Consider the following 19,642-nt stretch of genomic DNA (forward strand, 5'->3'; position numbering starts at 1 on the left):
ATTTGAGATTCCGATCAAACAACTCCCACCAAGTTTGACAGTCGTGCCGGTTGCATCTGATACCTTCCGTGCGCACGCCTCATAAGCGAGGCGAATTCGGGGGGAACTCATGTACGGAAAACCTGTACTGGGCACAGTCCTGCCCATGGCCGGGCTGACCGCGGCTCCGAAAGTGCTGCCGGGTATGCCATTCGCCCAGGGATTGCAGGAAGCCGCGGGAGCCGGCTTCCTGCTCTACTGCACGGCCGCGCTGGTCATGCTGTCGGTCAAGTTCTGGTTCCTGCTGCGGAACGCCGGTGGACGGCCTTGATCAGCGAAATACTCCTCTGGGCCGCCATCGCCATCATCGTGATGGCCGGCTGCTACAACACCACTCTCTTCGTCCTCTCCAGACGGCGGATGCGCAGGGGCCGCGGCCCGCGCCGGCCGCGCCTCTACGTCTTCCTGCTCGCCTGCCTCAATGAGGAGCGGGTGCTCGGGGAGTCCCTGGCCCGGATCACCGCCCTGCCCGCGGGCAACTTCATGGCCCTGGTCATCGACGACGCGTCCGACGACGGCACCGCCGCCATCGCCCGCGCCGCCGCCGAGCGCGCCGCGCCCGGCAAGGTCCACCTCCTCCAGCGGCACCTGCCCAACGCCCGGCGCGGTAAGGGAGCGGCCCTCAACGCCGGGATCCGCCACCTGCGCACCTCCGGGCTGCTCGACGGCTACGACCCCAGCGAGGTGATCGTCTGCGTCGTGGACGCCGACGGCCGTCTCGACCAGCACGTGGTGCAGGCCGTCGACCCATATTTCGACGACCCGCGCACCGGCGGCACCCAGATCGGTGTGCGGATGTACAACCGCGACAAGGGCCTGCTGGCCCGGCTCCAGGACATGGAATTCGTCATCTACGGCGACATCTTCCAGAGCGCCCGGCGCTATATCGGCAGCGTCGGGATGGGCGGCAACGGGCAGTTCATGCGGCTCTCCGCCCTGGACTCGCTCATCGGGCCCGACGGCGCCGGACCCTGGAGCGACTCGCTCACCGAGGACCTCGACCTGGGCGTACGGCTGATCGCCCGCGGCTGGGTCAATCAGCACTGCACCCACGCCGCGGTCTCCCAGCAGGCCGTCCTCGACGTGCGCCGCCTGGTACGCCAGCGCTCGCGCTGGTTCCAGGGCCATCTCCAGTCGGCCGGGCTGGTGCCGCTGATCCTGCGCGAGGTCCCCGCCCGGCCCGCCGTCGATCTGCTCTACCACCTGTCCAGCCCGGTGCTCATCCTGCTCACCTCGCTGCTGCCGGTGTCCTTCCTGGTCGCCCTCGGCGGCACGGTCGTCGGCTCCGTCGAGGCCGGACACGCGCTGATCTCCCCCTGGTGGGTGCTCGGCCCGTACGTCCTGTCCTTCACCGCGGCGTTCCTCTACGGCTTCGTCTACTCCCGGCGGGAGAAAGGTCTCGGCCTGCTGCGCGCGATCCTGCTCTCCCACCTCTTCGTCCTCTACGGCTACATCTGGTTCGCCGCCGGATGGTGGGGCCTGTGGCGGATGCTCACCGGCAAACAGACCTGGCTGAAGACCGCGCGCACCTGACGCGCGGCGCCCTCCTCCGCCCATCGGCACGCCCTGTCAAGGGAGAACCATGTCCACTGACATCATCACCGCACCCGTACGCGCCATGCTCGTCCTCGGCACCCGGCCGGAGGCCATCAAGCTGGCGCCCGTGGCCCGCGCCATGGCCGCCTCGCCGCTCTTCGACCCGCTCGTCGTCACCACCGGCCAGCACCGCGAGATGCTCCACCAGATGCTGGACCTCCTCCGGGTGCCCGTGCACACCGAGCTCGACGTGATGCGCGAGCGGCAGCAGCTGTCCACCCTCACGGCACGGCTGGTGGACGGGCTGGGCGAGGTCGTCCGCGCGGAACGGCCCGACCTCGTCGTCGTCCAGGGCGACACCACCACCGCGCTGACCGGCGCGCTGGCCGCGTTCTACGAACACCTGCCCATCGCCCATGTCGAGGCGGGCCTGCGCACCGGGGTCCTCGACAACCCCTTCCCCGAGGAGCTGAACCGGCGCCTGATAGGCCGCATGGCCCGCTGGCACTTCGCCCCCACCCCCCGGGCGGCCGCCCATCTGACGGCCGAAGGCGTCCCCGGCGCCGAGGTGTTCACCACCGGCAACACCGTCATCGACAATCTCCTGTGGGTCCTGGAGCAGGGCGCCGGGCGCTGCCTCTTCGAGAGCGACCGGCGGCGCGTCCTGCTCACGCTGCACCGCCGGGAGAACCAGGGCGCCACCATGCGGGCGATGGGCAAGGCCATGTGCCGGCTGGCCGACCGGGGCGACGTGGAGATGGTGGTGCCGCTGCACAAGAGCCCCGCCGTGCGGGAGGCGCTGCTGCCCGAGCTGTCGGGCCACCCGGCCATCCGGGTCGTCGAGCCGCTCGGCTATGTGGACTTCTCCGCGACGCTCGCCGCCTGCGACCTGGTGCTGACCGACTCCGGCGGCATCCAGGAGGAGGCACCCACGCTCGGCAAGCCGGCGCTGGTGCTGCGGACGACCACCGAGCGGCCCGAGGCGGTGGAGGCGGGCGCGGCCCGGCTGGTGGGCACCGAGCCGGAGGCCATCCTGGAGGCGGCCACGCGGCTCCTGGACGACCCGGCCGCGTACGAGCGGATGGCGACGGCGGGCAATCCCTTCGGGGACGGGCACGCCACGGACCGGATCGTCGCGCAGCTCGCGGAGGACTTCGGCGCGGATGCCGGACCCGATCGGGGCGTCGTCCCACTGGTCGCCTCCCGTCCCGAGGGTCCGGGGTCATACTCGACGGCATGACGAGAGTTCACCGGCTGCTCGGCCTCGCTCTGCTCGCCGCCGCCGTGGTGGCGGGCGCCGCCCTGGCGGTGAGCGCCATCCGGGGGGCCGGTGACGAAGGCAAGCCCGAGCGGCCGTGGGCGCAGGGTTCGGTCCACGGCCCGTGGCGTTCGGTGTTCGACGGCCACGGGGAGAACATCGGCCGCCACGACGGCCTGGAGCTCTCCCCGCAGGCGGCCCGGAGGCCGGACGAGACGCACGCCGGGCTGGTCGTCTCCACCGCGGTCTACGAGTCGGTGGACTTCAAGGCCCGGATGCGGACGATGGCCCAGCTGCGCACCCCGAAGCCGAATCCGTGGGAAGTGCCCTGGCTGGTCTGGGCGTACACCGACCCCGAGCACTTCTACTACATCACCCTGAAGCCGAACGGCTGGGAGCTGGGCAAGCGGGACCCGGCCTACGGCGGCGGCCAGCGCTTCCTGGCGACCGGCGCGGGGGAGTTCCCGGTCGGCGCGTGGTCGGACGTCCACATCGCGCAGCAGGGTGCGCGGATGGAGGTGAGCGTCGGCGGGAAGGGCCTGGTCTCCTACGAGGACCGGGAGCGCCCGTATCTCAAGGGCAGCGTCGGGGTGTACACGGAGGACGCGCGCGTGGAGTTCAGCGGTCTCTCGGCGCAGCCGCTGGAGGGCTCCTGAGCCGGGCAGGTCCGGGAAATGACGCGGCACCCGCTACCGGTCGGGGTGGGGCGGGTGCCGCGGGCTTGTTGGGGTCAGACGGTCAGGGCCCGGTCGGTGGGCCGGACCGGGGCCGGGAGGGTGCTGGCGCCGGTGAGGTAGCGGTCGACGCCGCGGGCCGCGGAGCGGCCTTCGGCGATGGCCCAGACGATGAGGGACTGGCCGCGCCCGGCGTCGCCGGCGACGAAGACGCCGGGGACGTTGGTGGCGTAGTCGGCGTCGCGGGCGATGTTGCCGCGCTCGTCGAGTTCCAGGCCGAACTGCTCGACGAGTCCGTTCTCGACGTCGGTGCCGGTGAAGCCCATGGCGAGGGTGACCAGTTGGGCGGGGATGCGGCGCTCGGTGCCGGGCTTCGGGCTGAGCTTGCCGTCGGTGAACTCGACCTCGGTCAGGTGCAGCCACTGGACGTTGCCGTCCTCGTCGCCCTCGAAGCGGGTGGTGGAGACGGAGTAGACCCGCTCGCCGCCCTCCTCGTGGGCCGAGGTGACCTTGTAAAGCATGGGGAAGGTGGGCCAGGGCTGGTGGGGTGCGCGGTCCGTGCCCGGCCTGGGCATGATCTCCAGCTGGGTGACGGAGGCGGCGCCCTGCCGGTGGGCGGTGCCGACGCAGTCGGCGCCGGTGTCGCCGCCGCCGATGACGACGACGTGCTTGCCCTCGGCGGTGATGGGCGGGGTGACGAAGTCGCCTTCCCGCACCTTGTTGGAGACGGGCAGGTATTCCATCGCGAAGTGGATGCCGCGCAGTTCGCGGCCGGGGACGGGCAGGTCGCGGGAGGTGGTGGCGCCCGCGGCGACGACGACGGCGTCGTAGCGCCCGCGCAGCTTGGCCGCGTCGATGTCGCGGCCGATCTCCACCTCCGTGCGGAACTTGGTGCCCTCGGCCCGCATCTGCTCGATGCGGCGGTTGATGTGCCGCTTCTCCATCTTGAACTCGGGGATGCCGTAGCGCAGGAGCCCGCCGATGCGGTCGGCGCGTTCGTAGACGGCGACGGTGTGGCCGGCCCGGGTCAGCTGCTGGGCGGCGGCCAGGCCGGCGGGGCCGGAGCCGATGACGGCGACGGTCTTGCCGGAAAGCCGCTCCGGGGGCTGGGGGGTGACGTCGCCGTGGTCCCACGCCTTGTCGATGATGGTGACTTCGACGTTCTTGATGGTGACGGCGGGCTGGTTGATGCCGAGCACGCACGCGGATTCGCAGGGTGCCGGGCACAGCCGGCCCGTGAACTCGGGGAAGTTGTTGGTCGCGTGCAGCCGCTCGCTGGCGGCCTTCCAGTCCTCGCGGTAGGCGTAGTCGTTCCACTCGGGGATGAGGTTGCCGAGCGGGCAGCCGTTGTGGCAGAAGGGGATGCCGCAGTCCATGCAGCGGCCGGCCTGCTTGCTGATGACGGGCAGCAGGGAGCCGGGGACGTAGACCTCGTTCCAGTCCTTGACGCGCTCGTCGACGGGACGGGTCCGCGCGACCTCGCGGCCGGTGGTCAGGAAGCCCTTGGGGTCAGCCATGAGTCGCCGCCTCCATCATCTTCTCGTGGGTCTCGGTCTCGGAGAGACCCGCTCGCTCGGCGGCGTCCTTGGCGGCGAGCACTGCCTTGTAGGTGGCCGGGACGACCTTGGTGAAGCGGGTCACCGCCGTGTCCCAGTCGGCGAGGAGGCCGGCCGCGACGGTGGAGGCGGTCTCCTCCTGGTGGCGCCGCACCACGTCGTGCAGCCACCGCCGGTCGTCCTCGTCGAGGGTGTCGAGGGCGCCGACCAGCTCCTTGTTGACGTTGTCGGGGTCCAGGCCGAGGACGTACGCGACGCCGCCGGACATGCCGGCCGCGAAGTTGCGCCCGGTCTCGCCGAGAACGACGGCCCGGCCGCCGGTCATGTATTCGCAGCCGTGGTCGCCGACGCCCTCGGAGACGACGGTGGCGCCGGAGTTGCGGACGCAGAACCGCTCGCCGACGCGTCCGCGCAGGAACATCTCGCCGCCGGTGGCGCCGTAGGCGAGGGTGTTGCCGGCGATGACGGAGTATTCGGCGAGGTGGTCGGCGCCGCGGTCGGGGCGGACGACGACCCGGCCGCCGGAGAGGCCCTTGCCGACGTAGTCGTTGGCGTCGCCCTCCAGGCGCAGGGTGATGCCGCGCGGCAGGAAGGCGCCGAAGGACTGGCCGGCGGAGCCGGTGAAGGTGATGTCGATCGTGTCGTCGGGCAGCCCGGCGCCGCCGAACCTCTTGGTGACGTGGTGGCCGAGCATGGTGCCGACGGTGCGGTTGATGTTGCGGATGGCGACCTGGGCGCGTACGGGGCGGGCGTCCTCGGCGCGGTCGGCGGTGAGGGCGTCGGCGGCGAGCTCGACGAGTTCGTTGTCGAGTGCCTTGGCCAGGCCGTGGTCCTGTTCGGTGACGCGGTGCCGGACGGCGCCGGAGGGCAGTTCGGGGACGTGCAGGAGGGGGGCCAGGTCGAGGCCCTGGGCCTTCCAGTGGTCGACGGCCGGGGCGGTGTCGAGGAGCTCGGCGCGCCCGACGGCCTCCTCCAGGGTGCGGAAGCCCAGCTCGGCGAGGAGCTCGCGGACCTCCTCGGCGATGAACTCGAAGAAGTTGACGACGAATTCGGCCTTGCCGGAGAAGCGCTCGCGCAGCACCGGGTTCTGTGTGGCGATGCCGACGGGGCAGGTGTCGAGGTGGCAGACGCGCATCATGACGCAGCCGGAGACGACCAGGGGCGCGGTGGCGAAGCCGAATTCCTCGGCGCCGAGGAGCGCGGCGATGATCACGTCACGGCCGGTCTTGAGCTGGCCGTCGGTCTGCACGACGATGCGGTCGCGCAGGCCGTTGAGCAGCAGGGTCTGCTGGGTCTCGGCGAGGCCGAGCTCCCAGGGGCCGCCCGCGTGCTTGAGGCTGGTCAGCGGGGAGGCGCCGGTGCCGCCGTCGTGGCCGGAGATCAGGACGACGTCGGCGTGGGCCTTGGAGACGCCGGCCGCGACCGTGCCCACGCCGACCTCGGAGACCAGCTTCACGTGGATGCGGGCCGCGGGGTTGGCGTTCTTCAGGTCGTGGATGAGCTGGGCGAGGTCCTCGATGGAGTAGATGTCGTGGTGCGGCGGCGGGGAGATCAGGCCGACGCCGGGGGTGGAGTGCCGGGTCTTCGCGACCCAGGGGTAGACCTTGTGGCCGGGCAGCTGGCCGCCCTCGCCGGGCTTGGCGCCCTGGGCCATCTTGATCTGGATGTCGTCGGAGTTGACCAGGTATTCGCTGGTCACGCCGAAGCGGCCGGAGGCGACCTGCTTGATGCTGGAGCGGCGGGCCGGGTCGTGGAGCCGCTCGGGGTCCTCGCCGCCCTCGCCGGTGTTGGACTTGGCGCCGAGCCGGTTCATGGCGATGGCGAGGGTCTCGTGGGCCTCGCGGGAGATGGAGCCGTAGGACATGGCGCCGGTGGAGAAGCGCTTGACGATCTCGCTGACGGGCTCGACCTCGTCGAGCGGCACGGGGGCGCGGTCGTTCTTGAGGGCGAACAGGCCGCGCAGCGTCATCAGCCGCTCGGACTGCTCGTTCACCCGTTGGGTGTACTGCTTGAAGATGTCGTAGCGGCGGGCGCGGGTGGAGTGCTGGAGCCGGAAGACGGTGTCGGGGTCGAAGAGGTGGGGCTCGCCCTCGCGGCGCCACTGGTATTCGCCGCCGATGTCCAGGCGGCGGTGGGTGGCGGCGATGCCGGTGGCGGGGTACGCCTTGGCGTGCCGGGCCGCGACCTCCCGGGCGATGACGTCGAGTCCGGCGCCGCCGATCTTGGTGGCGGTGCCCTGGAAGTAGGTCTCGACGAACTCCTCGTCCAGGCCGACGGCTTCGAAGACCTGGGCGCCCCGGTAGGAGGCGACGGTGGAGATGCCCATCTTGGACATCACCTTGAGGACGCCCTTGCCGAGGGCCTTGATGAGGTTGCGGATCGCGTCCTGGGCGTCCATGCCGGGCAGGAAGGTGCCGGCGCGGACGAGGTCCTCGACGGACTCCATGGCCAGGTAGGGGTTGACGGCCGCGGCACCGTAGCCGATGAGCAGGGCGACGTGGTGGACCTCGCGGACGTCACCGGCCTCGACGATCAGGCCGACCTGGGTGCGCTGCCGGGTGCGGATGAGGTGGTGGTGGACGGCGGAGGTGAGCAGCAGGGAGGGGATGGGGGCGTGCTCGGCGTCCGAGTGGCGGTCGGAGAGGACGATCAGCCGGGCGCCGCCGGCGATGGCGGCGTCGACCTCGGCGCGGATCTCCGCGAGCCGGGCGGCGAGCGCCTCTCCCCCGCCACCGACGCGGTAGAGGCCGGAGAGGGTGGCGGCCTTGAGGCCGGGCAGGTCGCCGTCGGCGTTGATGTGTATGAGCTTGGCGAGCTCGTCGTTGTCGATGACGGGGAACGGCAGGGTGACGCTGCGGCAGGAGGCCGCGGTGGGCTCCAGGAGGTTGCCCTGTGGGCCGAGGGAGGAGATCAGCGAGGTGACGAGCTCCTCGCGGATGGCGTCCAGCGGGGGGTTGGTGACCTGCGCGAAGAGCTGGGTGAAGTAGTCGAAGAGCAGCCGGGGCCGCGCGGAGAGCGCCGCGATCGGGGAGTCGGTGCCCATGGAACCGATGGGCTCCGCGCCGGACTTGGCCATCGGCGCGAGGATGACGCGCAGCTCCTCCTCGGTGTAGCCGAAGGTCTGCTGGCGGCGGGTGACCGAGGCGTGGGTGTGCACGATGTGCTCGCGCTCGGGGAGGTCGGCGAGGTCGATCAGCCCGGCTTCGAGCCAGTCGGTGTAGGGCTGTTCGGCGGCGAGCTGTGCCTTGATCTCGTCGTCCTCGATGATGCGGTGTTCCGCGGTGTCGACGAGGAACATCCGGCCGGGCTGGAGGCGGCCCTTGCGGACGACCTTGGCGGGCTCGATGTCGAGGACGCCGACCTCGGAGGAGAGGACGACGAGGCCGTCGTCGGTGACCCAGTACCGGCCGGGGCGCAGGCCGTTGCGGTCGAGGACGGCGCCGACGAGGGTGCCGTCGGTGAAGGTGACGCAGGCGGGGCCGTCCCAGGGCTCCATCAGGGTGGAGTGGTACTGGTAGAAGGCGCGCCGGGCGGGGTCCATGGAGGCGTGGTTCTCCCATGCCTCGGGGATCATCATCAGCACGCTGTGCGGCAGCGAGCGCCCGCCGAGGTGGAGCAGCTCCAGGACCTCGTCGAAGGAGGCGGAGTCGGAGGCGTCGGGGGTGCAGACGGGGAAGACCCGCTCCGGGCTCGCCTCCCCGAACAGGTCGCTGGCCAGCTGGGATTCGCGGGCGCGCATCCAATTGCGGTTGCCCTGGACCGTGTTGATCTCGCCGTTGTGGGCGACGAAGCGGTACGGGTGGGCGAGCGGCCAGCTGGGGAAGGTGTTGGTGGAGAAGCGGGAGTGGACCAGTGCGATGGCGGTGGCGAAGCGCCGGTCGGAGAGGTCGGGGAAGAACGGCTCCAGCTGGCCGGTGGTGAGCATGCCCTTGTAGACGATGGTCCGCGCGGACAGCGAGGGGAAGTAGACCTCGGCCTCGCGCTCGGCACGCTTGCGCAGGACGAACGCCTTGCGGTCCAGGGCGAGGCCGGTGCTGGTGCCGTCGGCCACGAACAGCTGGCGGAAGCCGGGCATCGTGGCGCGGGCGCCGTTGCCGAGCAGCTCGGGGGTGACGGGGACCTCGCGCCAGCCGAGGACGGTGAGGCCCTCCTCGGCGGCGATCGTCTCGACCCGCGAGACGGCCGCGTCCGCGTCGGGGGACCCTGCGGGGAGGAAGGCGATGCCGACCGCGTACGCCCCGGCGGCGGGGAGGTCGAAGGTGACGCTCTCGCGGAGGAAGGCGTCGGGGATCTGGAGCAGGATGCCCGCTCCGTCGCCCGAGTCGGGCTCGGAGCCGGTGGCACCCCGGTGCTCGAGGTTCCGCAGGACGGTGAGCGCCTGCTGCACGAGCGCGTGGCTCGCCTCGCCGGTCAGGGTCGCGACGAAGCCCACGCCACAGGCGTCGTGCTCATTGCGCGGGTCGTACATCCCCTGCTGGGCGGGGTGGGATGCGGCAATGAAGGAACGCATCGGCTCTCCCGTCGTCGTCATGGCAGTCATGGCGTGTGCATGTGCCGAGGGACGACGCTGGCCCTCTGCGAAGAAATTTGGTGCAGGTTACATGATGGGGCGCTTCTCAAAAAGCGGAAGACCTGGTCCAGCATGCGGACGCTGCTGACGAGTGGCAGCCCCCGGGAACCGTGGGATCACCCGGCCCGGCAGTGCCGGGCGCGGCGCGGCGTAGGCGGCGTTGCCCGCTGCGCTCCGGGGAGTGTGCCCGAACGTCAAAGGCTTGAAACCGCGAGGTAACGCGCACGTTATGCGGAAGCCCGCATAAGCATCACCCCAATGCGGTGCCGAACGCAATACCGAGGAGGTAAGTCACACCCGCGGCGGCGGCGCCCAGCACCAGCTGGCGCAGTCCGCTGTACCACCAGCTGCGCGCGGTGACCCGGGCCACGACGGCGCCGCAGCCGAAGAGGCCGGCGAGGGCCAGCAGCACGGCGGGCCACAGCTCGGTGGCGCCCAGGAGATAGGGCAGGACGGGCAGCAGCGCGCCCAGGGCGAAGGAGCCGAAGGACGAGACGGCGGCGACCGTGGGCGAGGGCAGGTCCGAGGGGTCGATGCCGAGCTCCTCGCGCGCGTGGATCTCCAGCGCCTGCTCGGGATCGCTCGACAGCTGCCGGGCGACCTCGCGCGCGAGCTCCGGCTCGACTCCGCGCGAGACATACAGCGCGGCGAGCTCCGCCTGCTCGTCGGCGGGGTGCTTGCGCAGCTCGCGGCGCTCCACGTCCAGCTCGGCGAGGACGAGTTCGCGCTGCGAGGCGACCGAGGTGTACTCACCGGCGGCCATCGAGAACGCGCCCGCCGCGAGTCCGGCCAGGCCGGTGATGACGATGGTCTGCGAGGAGGCGGAGCCGCCCGCGACGCCGGTCATCAGGGCGACGTTGGAGACGAGTCCGTCCATGGCACCGAAGACGGCGGGGCGCAGCCAGCCGCCGTTCACATCGCGGTGCGTGTGGTTGTCGCGATGGGCCACGTGTGGTGCCTCAACCGCATCGAGGACAGACATTGCTCCGGGTGCTCCCTTTCCCCACGGGGCGGGTCGCTCGTTCGCTCGCCCCTTGTGTCGAAGGTACGCACGAATGGGGTGGCGGCGCTAGCAAGGAAGGCCGAACTTACCTCTGTGACCTGCGGGTTTGTGATTGCCGTCGGAGAATTCCGCTGCGCGGGGCGGGGTGCGGGGCCGCGGCTGAGGGGGGCCTTCCCTCAGCCCCGCCCCTTCCCGAAACCGGGGGCAAGCCCCCAGACCCCCAGCAACACGCTTCGCGCGTTGTCCTCAAACGCCGGACGGGCTGGATATCCAGCCCGTCCGGCGTTTGAGGACAAACCCACCCGCGAAGCTCAGGACTTGGCGGCCGGCTTCTCCGTCGGCGAGGACTCCTCGACGGCGGCCGGTTCCACGACCTGCTCCCTGCCAGGGCACCGCTTCGCGGAGATGACCATGTAGGCCACCGCGGCGACGAAGACGACCATGGATGTCCAGTCGTTGAGCCGCAGGCCCCACAGGTGGTGGGCGTCGTCGACGCGGAGGTATTCGAACCAGAAGCGTCCCACGGTGTATGCCGCGACATAGAGCGCGAACGCCCGGCCGTGCCCCAGCGTGAAGCGCCGGTCGGCCCAGATCACCAGGCCCGCGATGAGCAGGCACCACAGCGACTCGTAGAGGAACGTCGGGTGGTACGTCCCCGCGAGCCGGCCGATCGCCGGGTCCGCGTCGATCTTGAGGGCCCAGGGGAGGTCGGTCGGCTTGCCGTAGAGCTCCTGGTTGAACCAGTTGCCCCAGCGGCCGATCGCCTGGGCCACGGCGAGGCCGGGCGCGAGGGCGTCGGCCCAGGCGGGGAGGGGGATGCCGCGACGGCGGCAGCCGATCCACGCGCCGACCGCGCCGAGCGCGACCGCGCCCCAGATGCCGAGCCCGCCCTCCCAGATCTTGAAGGCGTTGACCCAGTCGCGCCCCGCACCGAAATACAGCTCGTAGTCGGTGATCACGTGATAGAGCCGGCCGCCGACGAGCCCGAACGGCACCGCCCACACGGCGATGTCGGCGACCGTCCCGGCCCGTCCGCCCCGTGCGATCCAGCGCCGGTTGCCGAGCCAGACGGCGACGAAGACGCCGATGATGATGCAGAAGGCATAGCCGCGCAACGGGATTGGTCCGAGATGGATCACTCCGGTCGACGGGCTGGGAATGTAAGCGATGTCCATGGCAGCACTGACGCTACCCTGCCGGGCCGCGCGGACGGCAACCCGCCCGGCGCAACAGCTGCGTAACGCCCCTAGCCCTGGGCCGCCGCGACCATCTGCCGCAGCTTGTCCGGGGTCAGCGGATGGGTCTGGTCGCCGTAGATGCTCTTGCCGTCGAGCAGGATCGTCGGCGTCGCGTGGTAGGAGGACTTGCTGAAGGTCTCGTGGGACTTCTTGACCCAGCTGTCGTGGGTGCCGTCGTCGACGCACTTCTCGAAGGCGGGGCTCTTCAGCCCCTCGACCTGCCCGGCGAGCTCGACCAGGCGGGTCTTCTTGCCGTAGGCGTCGTCGGTCTCCTCCGGCTGGTTCTTGTAGAGCACGTCGTGGTAGGCGGCGAACTTCCCGGCGTCCTGCGCGCACGCGGCCGCGTTGGCGGCGTTGAGGGAGCCCTTGCCGCCGAGGTTGTTGTCGATCAGGGTGACCAGGTGGTACTCGGCCTTGAGCCGGCCCTTGTCCTCCAGGTCGTGGACGGTGTCGCGGAAGGCGTTCTCGAACTGTCCGCAGCCGGGGCAGCGGAAGTCCTCGTAGACGGTCAGGGTGGCCTTCGCCGTGGACCTGCCGACCGGGATCATCACATTGTCCTTGCCCATGGCGCCCTGGGGGGCGACCAGCGGGCCGGCGGTCTCCTGCTTCTTGCTCTTGCCGGAATGGGCCACCAGGGCACCGATCCCGGCGCCCGCGCCGAGGACGGCCACCACGATCACGCCCGCGATGACGCCCCGCTTCCGTTTGGCGCGGGACTCCTCCCTCTGGCGCTGTTCCTGCAGCCGCTCACGGGCGCTGCGCTTCCCATCAGAGTTCTTCTGGCTCACGTCCCCGTAAACGAACCGGAGGCACGGCCTGCGCGCCCCCGGTCGTCCGGTTCCACCAAAAGAGTTAGCCGCGCTTGCGGACGCCCGCGGCCAGTTCACCCGCCAGGGTGCGCACGGCGGCGAGGCCCGCTTCGAGGTCGGGTGCCTCCAGCAGCCGCTTGACGAAGGCGGAGCCGACGATGACGCCGTCGGCGAACTGCGCGACCTCCTCCGCCTGCCGGGCGTCGGAGACGCCGAGGCCCACGCAGACGGGCAGTTCGGTGACCGCCCGGGTGCGCCGCACCAGCTCCTGCGCCTCCTGCCCGACGGACTCGCGGGTGCCGGTGACGCCCATCAGCGACGCCGCGTAGACGAAGCCACTGCCCGCCGCCGTGATCTTGGCGAGCCGCTCGTCGCGGCTGCTCGGCGCGACCACGAAGACCGTGGCCAGGCCGTGCTGGGCGGCGGCCTTGCGCCAGACCTCGGACTCCTCGACCGGGAGGTCGGGCAGGATGCAGCCCGCTCCCCCGGCGGCGGCGAGATCGGCGGCGAAGCGCTCGACGCCGTAGGCGTCCACCGGGTTCCAGTAGGTCATGCACAGCACCGGCGCGCCCGTCGCGGCGTGCGCCTCGCGGACCGTGCGGATCACGTCGACGATCTTGACGCCGCCGCGCAGGGCGATGTCGTCGGCGGTCTGGATGACCGGGCCGTCCAGGACCGGGTCGCTGTGCGGCAGGCCGACCTCGACGATGTCGCAGCCGCCTTCGAGCATCGCGGTCACGGCCCGCACACCGCCGTCGACGGTCGGGAAGCCGGCCGGGAGATAGCCGACGAGCGCCGCGCGGTTCTCCGCCCTGGCCGCCGTCAGCACCGAGCTCAGCGATTCGATGTTGCCCGCCATCAGTTGGCCCCCTCGCCCGTCGCACCGTCGTACAGCCCGAAGTAGCGGGCCGCCGTGTCCATGTCCTTGTCGCCCCGCCCGGAGAGGTTGACCAGGAGCAGGCCCTCGGGGCCGAGCTCCTTGCCGATCTCCAGCGCGCCCGCGAGCGCGTGCGCGCTCTCGATCGCCGGGATGATGCCCTCGGTGCGCGAGAGCAGCCGCAGCGCCCGCATGGCCTCGTCGTCGGTGACGGCGCGGTACTCGGCGCGGCCGGTGTCCTTCAGATAGGAGTGCTCCGGGCCGATGCCGGGGTAGTCGAGCCCGGCGGAGATGGAGTACGGCTCGGTGATCTGGCCGTCCTCGTCCTGGAGGACGTAGCTGCGCGAGCCGTGCAGGATGCCGGGGGTGCCGGCGGTGAGGGTGGCCGCGTGCTCGCCGCCGGCGACGCCGTGGCCGCCGGGCTCGCAGCCGATCAGGCGGACGCCGGTGTCGGGCAGGAAGGCGTGGAAGAGGCCGATGGCGTTGGAGCCGCCGCCGACGCAGGCCACCGCGGCGTCGGGCAGCCGCCCGGCCCGCTCCAGGATCTGCCGCCGGGCCTCGACGCCGATCACCCGGTGGAAGTCGCGGACCAGCGCGGGGAAGGGGTGGGGGCCGGCGACCGTGCCGAAGAGGTAGTGCGTGCGGTCGACGTTGGCGACCCAGTCGCGGAACGCCTCGTTGATGGCGTCCTTGAGGGTGCGGCTGCCGGACTTCACGGCGATGACCTCGGCGCCGAGCATGCGCATGCGGGCGACGTTCAGCGCCTGGCGCTCGGTGTCGACCTCGCCCATGTAGATGGTGCATTCGAGGCCGAAGAGCGCGCAGGCGGTGGCCGTGGCGACGCCGTGCTGGCCGGCGCCGGTCTCGGCGATGACGCGGGTCTTGCCCATGCGCTTGGTGAGCAGCGCCTGGCCCAGCACATTGTTGATCTTGTGCGAGCCGGTGTGGTTGAGGTCCTCGCGCTTGAGGAACACCCGGGCGCCACCGGCGTGTTCGGCGAAGCGCGACACCTCGGTGAGGGCGCTGGGACGGCCGGTGTAGTTGACCATGAGGTCGTTGAGCTCGGCCGCGAAGGCGGGGTCCGCCTTGGCCTTCTCGTATTCGACGGCGACCTCGTCCACCGCGGCGACGAGGGCCTCGGGGATGAACTTGCCGCCGAAGGCGCCGAAGTAGCCTTCGGCGCTGGGGACGTGACCCTCCGGGTCAGGGACGAAGAATTCGGAGGACATACGGGTACTCCTCAGGCAGATGTGTGACGGTGCGAACGGTCAGGGCGCGCTCGCGCCGCACCATCGCATCCCGTTGATCTGCCCCGGCTCACAGCCGATGTGGTACCGCACGCGCCGGCCGAGCACGCGGCGCGCGGGCGCGCGGCAGCCCCGGGGACGGCATCCCCGGGCCAGGCGCGCGTACGTCCCCACGGTGCGGTCAGCTCCGCCCGTGCCGCAGGGCCGGGTGGGCGCCGGCGGCGACCAGGTCGGCCACCGCGCCCTTGGGGTCGCGCCCCGTCACCAGGGACTCCCCCACGAGCACCGCGTCGGCGCCGTCGTTGGCGTACGCGATGAGGTCGTGCGGGCCGCGGACACCGGACTCGGCGATCTTGATGATGTGGTCCGGGATCTCGGGCGCGACCCGGGCGAAGTTGCCGCGGTCGACCTCGAGGGTCTTGAGGTTGCGGGCGTTGACGCCGATGATCCGGGCTCCGGCTTCGACCGCGCGCTGGACCTCCTCCTCGTCGTGGACCTCCACGAGGGGGGTGAGGCCGATGGACTCGGCGCGCTCGATGAGGGAGACCAGGGCCTCCTGCTCCAGGGCCGCGACGATCAGCAGGACCAGGTCGGCGCCGTAGGCGCGGGCCTCCCACAGCTGGTAGGCGGTGACGATGAAGTCCTTGCGCAGCACCGGGATGTCGACCTTGGCCCGGACGGCCTCCAGGTCGGCCAGCGAACCGCCGAAGCGGCGCTGCTCGGTGAGCACGCTGATGACGGCCGCGCCGCCCGCCTCGTAGTCCGCGGCGAGCCCCGCGGGGTCGGCGATCGCGGCGAGGGCGCCCTTGGAGGGGCTGGAGCGCTTGACCTCGCAGATCACGCTGACGTTCTCGCCGCGCAGGGCGGCCACCCCGTCCTTGGCCTGCGGGGCCTTGGCAGCCCGCTCCTTGAGCTCGTCGAGGGTGACGCGCGCCTGCCGCTCCGCGAGGTCGGCACGGACTCCGTCGATGATCTCGTCGAGCACACTCACGCGAGCGGCCCCCTTCCGGACTCGGATGGTCTGGGCTGGTGGGGCGGAAACTCCTCACCAGGCATTGTGATGGTACTTGCCATGGACCGAAGGATTCGCATCCGGTTGACGCCGGTGATGTCACATGGCGCGTTTGCTGTGTTTCCCGTGTCCGGCGGGTTCCGGCGCGCTAGGGCACGAGCCAGGACCCGCAGGGCAGGTTCCGTACGACCGTGAACGCCAGCAGCAGCGCGCCGGCCGCCCACCAGTGGGGCGCGCGCAGCGGCAGCCGTACGCCGTCCCGCCCGCGCAGGGCCGCGCGCACCCAGGCCAGCCACAGGGCGAGGAAGGCGGCGTACGCGGCCACGGCCGCCGCGTTCGCGCCCAGTGCCGCCGGAAGGTCGCCGTGGGCGAGCGCGTGGACGCTGCGCAGCCCGCCGCAGCCGGGGCAGTACAGGCCCGTCCAGCGCAGCAGCGGGCAGGCGGGGTAGTGGCCGGGCTCGTTGGGGTCGACGGCGCCGATCCAGGCGAAGGCCGCGGCGATCGCGGCGGCGACGCCGGCCGGGGCGGCGAGGCGGCGCACCGGGCCCGGGGGGCGCGGGGGCGCGGCCGCGGGGGCCGCCACGGGGTCGTCCGGCGGGCTGCCGGCGCTGTGCGTCACAGTGGCAGTCTGCGCCGGACAGCACGAAGGCGCAGCACGGGGCCGACGTCCTTGCGTCCGTACGGGCCCGGGCCGCGCCTCGGTGAGCGAGCGGGGTGGATCAGCCCTGGGTCGCGGGCCGGCCCTTCGCGCGGCCCTTGGGCTCCATGCCGTAGCCCATCAGGCGCATGATGCCGCCGACGACGCCGCCGAGCAGGACGATGCCGATGCCCGCCCAGAACCCGACCGGGTTGGCGATCACCATGAACGCACCGCCGACGCAGAAGCCGATGAACGAAATGATGACACCGGTCCAGGCGGCCGGGGTGTGTCCGTGGCTGCTACCCGCCATGACTATGACTCCTCGTTGCTGTGGCGCGCCCGCGGGCGCGGAGAACGCTCATGGTCATTGTCCCCGACGCCCGGGGGTGCCTTGAGTTGGGGGTGGGGCGTGTCCCCGGCCGTCTTTCACGGCCGCTTCCCCGGGCCCTCGCCGGGGGGAGTCGTGTGCGCTCCGCCGGGCTCGCCGGTGGGGTCCTCGCCGCGGTCGAGCGCCTTCCAGAGCTCCTCGGGGCGCTCGGGGTCGGGGGCGGTGCGGGGGCGGCGCGGGCGGGGGGTGCCGTCGCGCTCGTAGCGGCCGGACATCGCGGGCCAGTGCTGTCCGTAGCGCAGGGCGAGGAGCCCGGCGAGGAAGAGCAGCACACCGCCCGCGAGGGCGACCCACGGCCACGGGGTGCGGCTGATGTGGTCGACGGCGGTGCTGGTCAGGCCCTGGGCCTTGGCGGCCTTCTCCTCCAGTGCGCTGGTGTCGCGGGCGCCGGTGGCGGCACCGGCGACGATCCCGGCGCCGCAGAGGGTGAGGACCGCGGCGACGACGGTGCGCCAGACGCCGCGGACGGCGAAGACGGCGACGAGCGTGGCGAGGCCGACGACGGCCAGCGCGCCGGGCAGGCCGTTCACGTCCTGGCCGCTGACCTGCTTGGAGACGGCGGTCTGGGCGATGTCGGCGGCCGCCGTGCCCTCGGCCCAGGTGCGGCCGCCGGCGAGGAGGACGAGCGTGGCTCCGGCCGCGCCCAGCAGCAGGGCGGCGGCGACGCTGCGCCGCCGGGCGCCACCGGCGCGGGGGGCGGCGGGCTCGGCATGGGGACGGGGGTGGGGTACGGCTGCGCTCACGGTTACCACTATCTCTTGTGTCGCCGGTCCGGGCGCCCGGGGGTCCCCCGAGGGGGGCCCGGGCGCCGGGGCCGCGGGTCAGGCGCGGGGGGCGAGCCGGTTGGCGGAGTGCACGGCGCGCAGGACGGCGGCGGCCTTGTTGCGGCACTCGGCGTCCTCGGCGGCCGGGTCGGAGTCGGCGACGACGCCGGCGCCCGCCTGGACGTAGGCGGTGCCGTCGCGGAGCACCGCGGTGCGGATCGCGATGGCGGTGTCGGAGTCGCCGGCGAAGTCGAGGTAGCCGACGCAGCCGCCGTAGAGGCCGCGGCGCGCGGGCTCCAGCTCCTCGATGATCTGCATGGCGCGGGGCTTGGGCGCGCCGGAGAGGGTGCCGGCGGGGAAGCAGGCGGTGAGCACGTCGAAGGCGGTGCGGCCTTCGGCGAGGCGGCCGGTGACGGTGGAGACGATGTGCATGACGTGGCTGTAGCGCTCCACCGACATGAAGTCGACGACCTCCACGCTGCCCGGTTCGCAGACCCGGCCGAGGTCGTTGCGGCCGAGGTCGACGAGCATGAGGTGCTCGGCGCGCTCCTTGGGGTCGGCCATCAGCTCCTCGGCGAGGGCCGCGTCGGTCTGCGGGGTGGCGCCGCGCGGGCGGGTGCCGGCGATGGGGTGCACCATGGCCTGCCCGTCCTCGACCTTGACCAGCGCCTCCGGGCTGGAGCCGACGATGTCGAAGCCGTCGAAGCGCAGCAGGTACATGTAGGGGCTGGGGTTCGTGGCCCGCAGGACGCGGTAGACGTCGAGGGCGGAGGCGGCGCAGGGGGTCTCGAAGCGCTGCGAGGGCACGACCTGGAACGCCTCGCCCGCGCGGATGCGCTCCTTGATGTCGTCGACGGCCGCCATGTAGTCCGGGCCGCCCCAGCGGGCGGTGTACTCGGGGAGTTCGGAGGGCGGCAGGGCGGTGGGCTCGGTGGGGACCGGGCGGCACAGGTCGGCGGCCATGGCGTCGAGGCGGGCGACGGCGTCCGCGTACGCCTCGTCGACGCCCGTGTCGAGGTCGTTGTGGTTGATCGCGTTGGCGATCAGCAGGACCGTGCCGTTCCAGTGGTCGAGCACGGCGAGGTCCGAGGTGAGCAGCATGGTCAGTTCGGGCAGGCCGAGGGTGTCCTCGCCGTGCTCGCCGATCTTCTCCAGGCGGCGGACGATGTCGTAGCCGAGATAGCCCACCATGCCGCCGGTGAAGGGCGGGAGTCCGGTGCCCTCGATGAGGTCGCGGGGGGTGTGCAGGGCGTCGACAGTGGCACGCAGGGCCCGCAGCGGGTCGCCGTCGGTGGGGACGCCGACGGGTGGGGTGCCGAGCCAGTGGGTCCGCCCGTCGCGCACGGTCAGGGTGGCGGCGCTGCGGACGCCGACGAAGGAGTAGCGGGACCAGGTGCGGCCGTTCTCGGCGGACTCCAGCAGGAAGGTCCCGGGGCGCTCCGCGGCGAGTTTGCGGTACAGGCCGACGGGGGTGTCCCCGTCGGCGAGGAAGCGCCTGGTCACCGGGATGACCCGGCGGTCCTTCGCGAGCGTACGGAAGGTGTCGGCGTCGGGCGTGATGTCACCCGTGGTCATGGCAGCCATGGCAGCGGAGCCTACTGGCCCAGCGGCAGGAGATCGGCATCGAAGCAGGTGCGGTCGCCGGTGTGGCAGGCCGCGCCGATCTGGTCGACCTTCACGAGCAGGGTGTCGCCGTCGCAGTCGAGGGCCACGGACTTCACGTGCTGGACGTGGCCGGACGTGTCGCCCTTGACCCAGTACTCCTGGCGGCTGCGGCTCCAGTAGGTGCAGCGGCCGGTGGTGAGGGTGCGGTGGAGGGCCTCGTCGTCCATCCAGCCGAGCATGAGCACCTCGCCGGTGTCGTACTGCTGGGCGATGGCGGGAACCAGTCCGTCGGCGCTGCGCTTGAGGCGGGCGGCGAGGGCGGGGTCGAGGGCGGTGGTGCGGGGGCGAGCGGTGCCGGTCATGGATCCATTCTGCCCTCAGGCCGTGGCCCTCCCGAAGAGCCGCCTTCCCGAGGCCCCGAGGAGC

General features: G+C 72.0%; 18 protein-coding genes. 4 read left to right on the forward strand and 14 right to left on the reverse strand.

Translation table 11 applies throughout. The features are described from left to right. Nucleotides 1-145 precede the first annotated feature (145 nt). The 4 genes from ACZ4A5_RS00520 to ACZ4A5_RS00535 are packed head-to-tail and all read left to right on the forward strand — an operon-like array spanning nucleotide 146 to nucleotide 3,489. Complete coding sequence (locus ACZ4A5_RS00520; protein WP_467576512.1) at nucleotides 146-310, forward strand: hypothetical protein; 165 nt, start codon at nucleotides 146-148, stop codon at nucleotides 308-310. Continuing rightward, nucleotides 307-1,572, forward strand: a complete 1,266-nt coding sequence (locus tag ACZ4A5_RS00525; protein ID WP_467576515.1) for a glycosyltransferase family protein — start codon at nucleotides 307-309, stop codon at nucleotides 1,570-1,572. Before ACZ4A5_RS00520 ends, ACZ4A5_RS00525 begins: the two co-directional genes overlap by 4 nt. 49 nt (nucleotides 1,573-1,621) lie before the next feature. Then, nucleotides 1,622-2,815, forward strand: a complete 1,194-nt coding sequence (wecB, locus tag ACZ4A5_RS00530) for a non-hydrolyzing UDP-N-acetylglucosamine 2-epimerase (RefSeq protein ID WP_467576517.1) — start codon at nucleotides 1,622-1,624, stop codon at nucleotides 2,813-2,815. Beyond that, a complete protein-coding gene (locus ACZ4A5_RS00535; RefSeq protein WP_467576520.1) occupies nucleotides 2,812-3,489 on the forward strand; it encodes a calcium-binding protein in 678 nt (225 codons plus the stop codon). Before wecB ends, ACZ4A5_RS00535 begins: the two co-directional genes overlap by 4 nt. A gap of 74 nt (nucleotides 3,490-3,563) precedes the next feature. On the opposite strand, the gene ACZ4A5_RS00540 is transcribed toward ACZ4A5_RS00535, so the two are convergent. The 14 genes from ACZ4A5_RS00540 to hisI form a co-directional block, all read right to left on the reverse strand. After that, nucleotides 3,564-5,024, reverse strand: a complete 1,461-nt coding sequence (locus tag ACZ4A5_RS00540) for a glutamate synthase subunit beta (protein WP_467576522.1) — start codon at nucleotides 5,022-5,024, stop codon at nucleotides 3,564-3,566. Continuing rightward, nucleotides 5,017-9,573, reverse strand: a complete 4,557-nt coding sequence (gltB, locus tag ACZ4A5_RS00545; RefSeq protein ID WP_467576524.1) for a glutamate synthase large subunit — start codon at nucleotides 9,571-9,573, stop codon at nucleotides 5,017-5,019. Before gltB ends, ACZ4A5_RS00540 begins: the two co-directional genes overlap by 8 nt. 310 nt (nucleotides 9,574-9,883) lie before the next feature. Then, nucleotides 9,884-10,615, reverse strand: coding sequence for a VIT1/CCC1 transporter family protein (locus ACZ4A5_RS00550; protein WP_467576526.1), 732 nt, complete (start codon nucleotides 10,613-10,615; stop codon nucleotides 9,884-9,886). 332 nt (nucleotides 10,616-10,947) lie between these two features. Further along, nucleotides 10,948-11,811 carry a prolipoprotein diacylglyceryl transferase gene (gene lgt, locus ACZ4A5_RS00555; protein ID WP_467576529.1) on the reverse strand — a complete coding sequence of 288 codons (864 nt, stop codon included), beginning with the start codon at nucleotides 11,809-11,811 and terminating at the stop codon, nucleotides 10,948-10,950. 71 nt (nucleotides 11,812-11,882) lie between these two features. Beyond that, nucleotides 11,883-12,662 (reverse strand): DsbA family protein, encoded by a 780-nt coding sequence (locus tag ACZ4A5_RS00560; protein ID WP_467576532.1) that lies wholly within the window; start codon nucleotides 12,660-12,662, stop codon nucleotides 11,883-11,885. Nucleotides 12,663-12,726: 64 nt separating this feature from the next. Next, a complete protein-coding gene (trpA, locus tag ACZ4A5_RS00565) occupies nucleotides 12,727-13,542 on the reverse strand; it encodes a tryptophan synthase subunit alpha (protein ID WP_467576534.1) in 816 nt (271 codons plus the stop codon). Then, a complete protein-coding gene (gene trpB, locus ACZ4A5_RS00570) occupies nucleotides 13,542-14,789 on the reverse strand; it encodes a tryptophan synthase subunit beta (RefSeq protein ID WP_467576537.1) in 1,248 nt (415 codons plus the stop codon). The genes trpA and trpB overlap by 1 nt, the downstream gene beginning before the upstream one ends. A gap of 39 nt (nucleotides 14,790-14,828) precedes the next feature. Beyond that, a complete protein-coding gene (trpM, locus tag ACZ4A5_RS00575; protein WP_398867201.1) occupies nucleotides 14,829-14,981 on the reverse strand; it encodes a tryptophan biosynthesis modulator TrpM in 153 nt (50 codons plus the stop codon). 7 nt (nucleotides 14,982-14,988) lie between these two features. Beyond that, a complete protein-coding gene (gene trpC, locus ACZ4A5_RS00580; protein ID WP_467576541.1) occupies nucleotides 14,989-15,798 on the reverse strand; it encodes an indole-3-glycerol phosphate synthase TrpC in 810 nt (269 codons plus the stop codon). A gap of 169 nt (nucleotides 15,799-15,967) precedes the next feature. Further along, the gene (locus tag ACZ4A5_RS00585) at nucleotides 15,968-16,438 is read right to left on the reverse strand and encodes a DUF2752 domain-containing protein (protein WP_467576543.1); all 471 of its coding nucleotides are present in this window, start codon (nucleotides 16,436-16,438) and stop codon (nucleotides 15,968-15,970) included. Nucleotides 16,439-16,538: 100 nt separating this feature from the next. Beyond that, entirely contained in the window at nucleotides 16,539-16,769 is a 231-nt protein-coding gene (locus ACZ4A5_RS00590; RefSeq protein WP_398867204.1) for an HGxxPAAW family protein, read from the reverse strand. 116 nt (nucleotides 16,770-16,885) lie between these two features. Beyond that, the gene (locus ACZ4A5_RS00595; RefSeq protein WP_467576545.1) at nucleotides 16,886-17,590 is read right to left on the reverse strand and encodes a TIGR02234 family membrane protein; all 705 of its coding nucleotides are present in this window, start codon (nucleotides 17,588-17,590) and stop codon (nucleotides 16,886-16,888) included. Between the two features lie 78 nt (nucleotides 17,591-17,668). After that, nucleotides 17,669-19,195 carry an anthranilate synthase component I gene (locus tag ACZ4A5_RS00600; RefSeq protein ID WP_467576548.1) on the reverse strand — a complete coding sequence of 509 codons (1,527 nt, stop codon included), beginning with the start codon at nucleotides 19,193-19,195 and terminating at the stop codon, nucleotides 17,669-17,671. An 11-nt stretch (nucleotides 19,196-19,206) separates the two neighbouring features. Beyond that, on the reverse strand, nucleotides 19,207-19,578 hold the full coding sequence (gene hisI / locus ACZ4A5_RS00605) for a phosphoribosyl-AMP cyclohydrolase (protein ID WP_467576551.1): 372 nt from the start codon (nucleotides 19,576-19,578) through the stop codon (nucleotides 19,207-19,209). Nucleotides 19,579-19,642 lie beyond the last annotated feature (64 nt).

Source organism: Streptomyces sp. NPDC025618, from assembly GCF_055558795.1.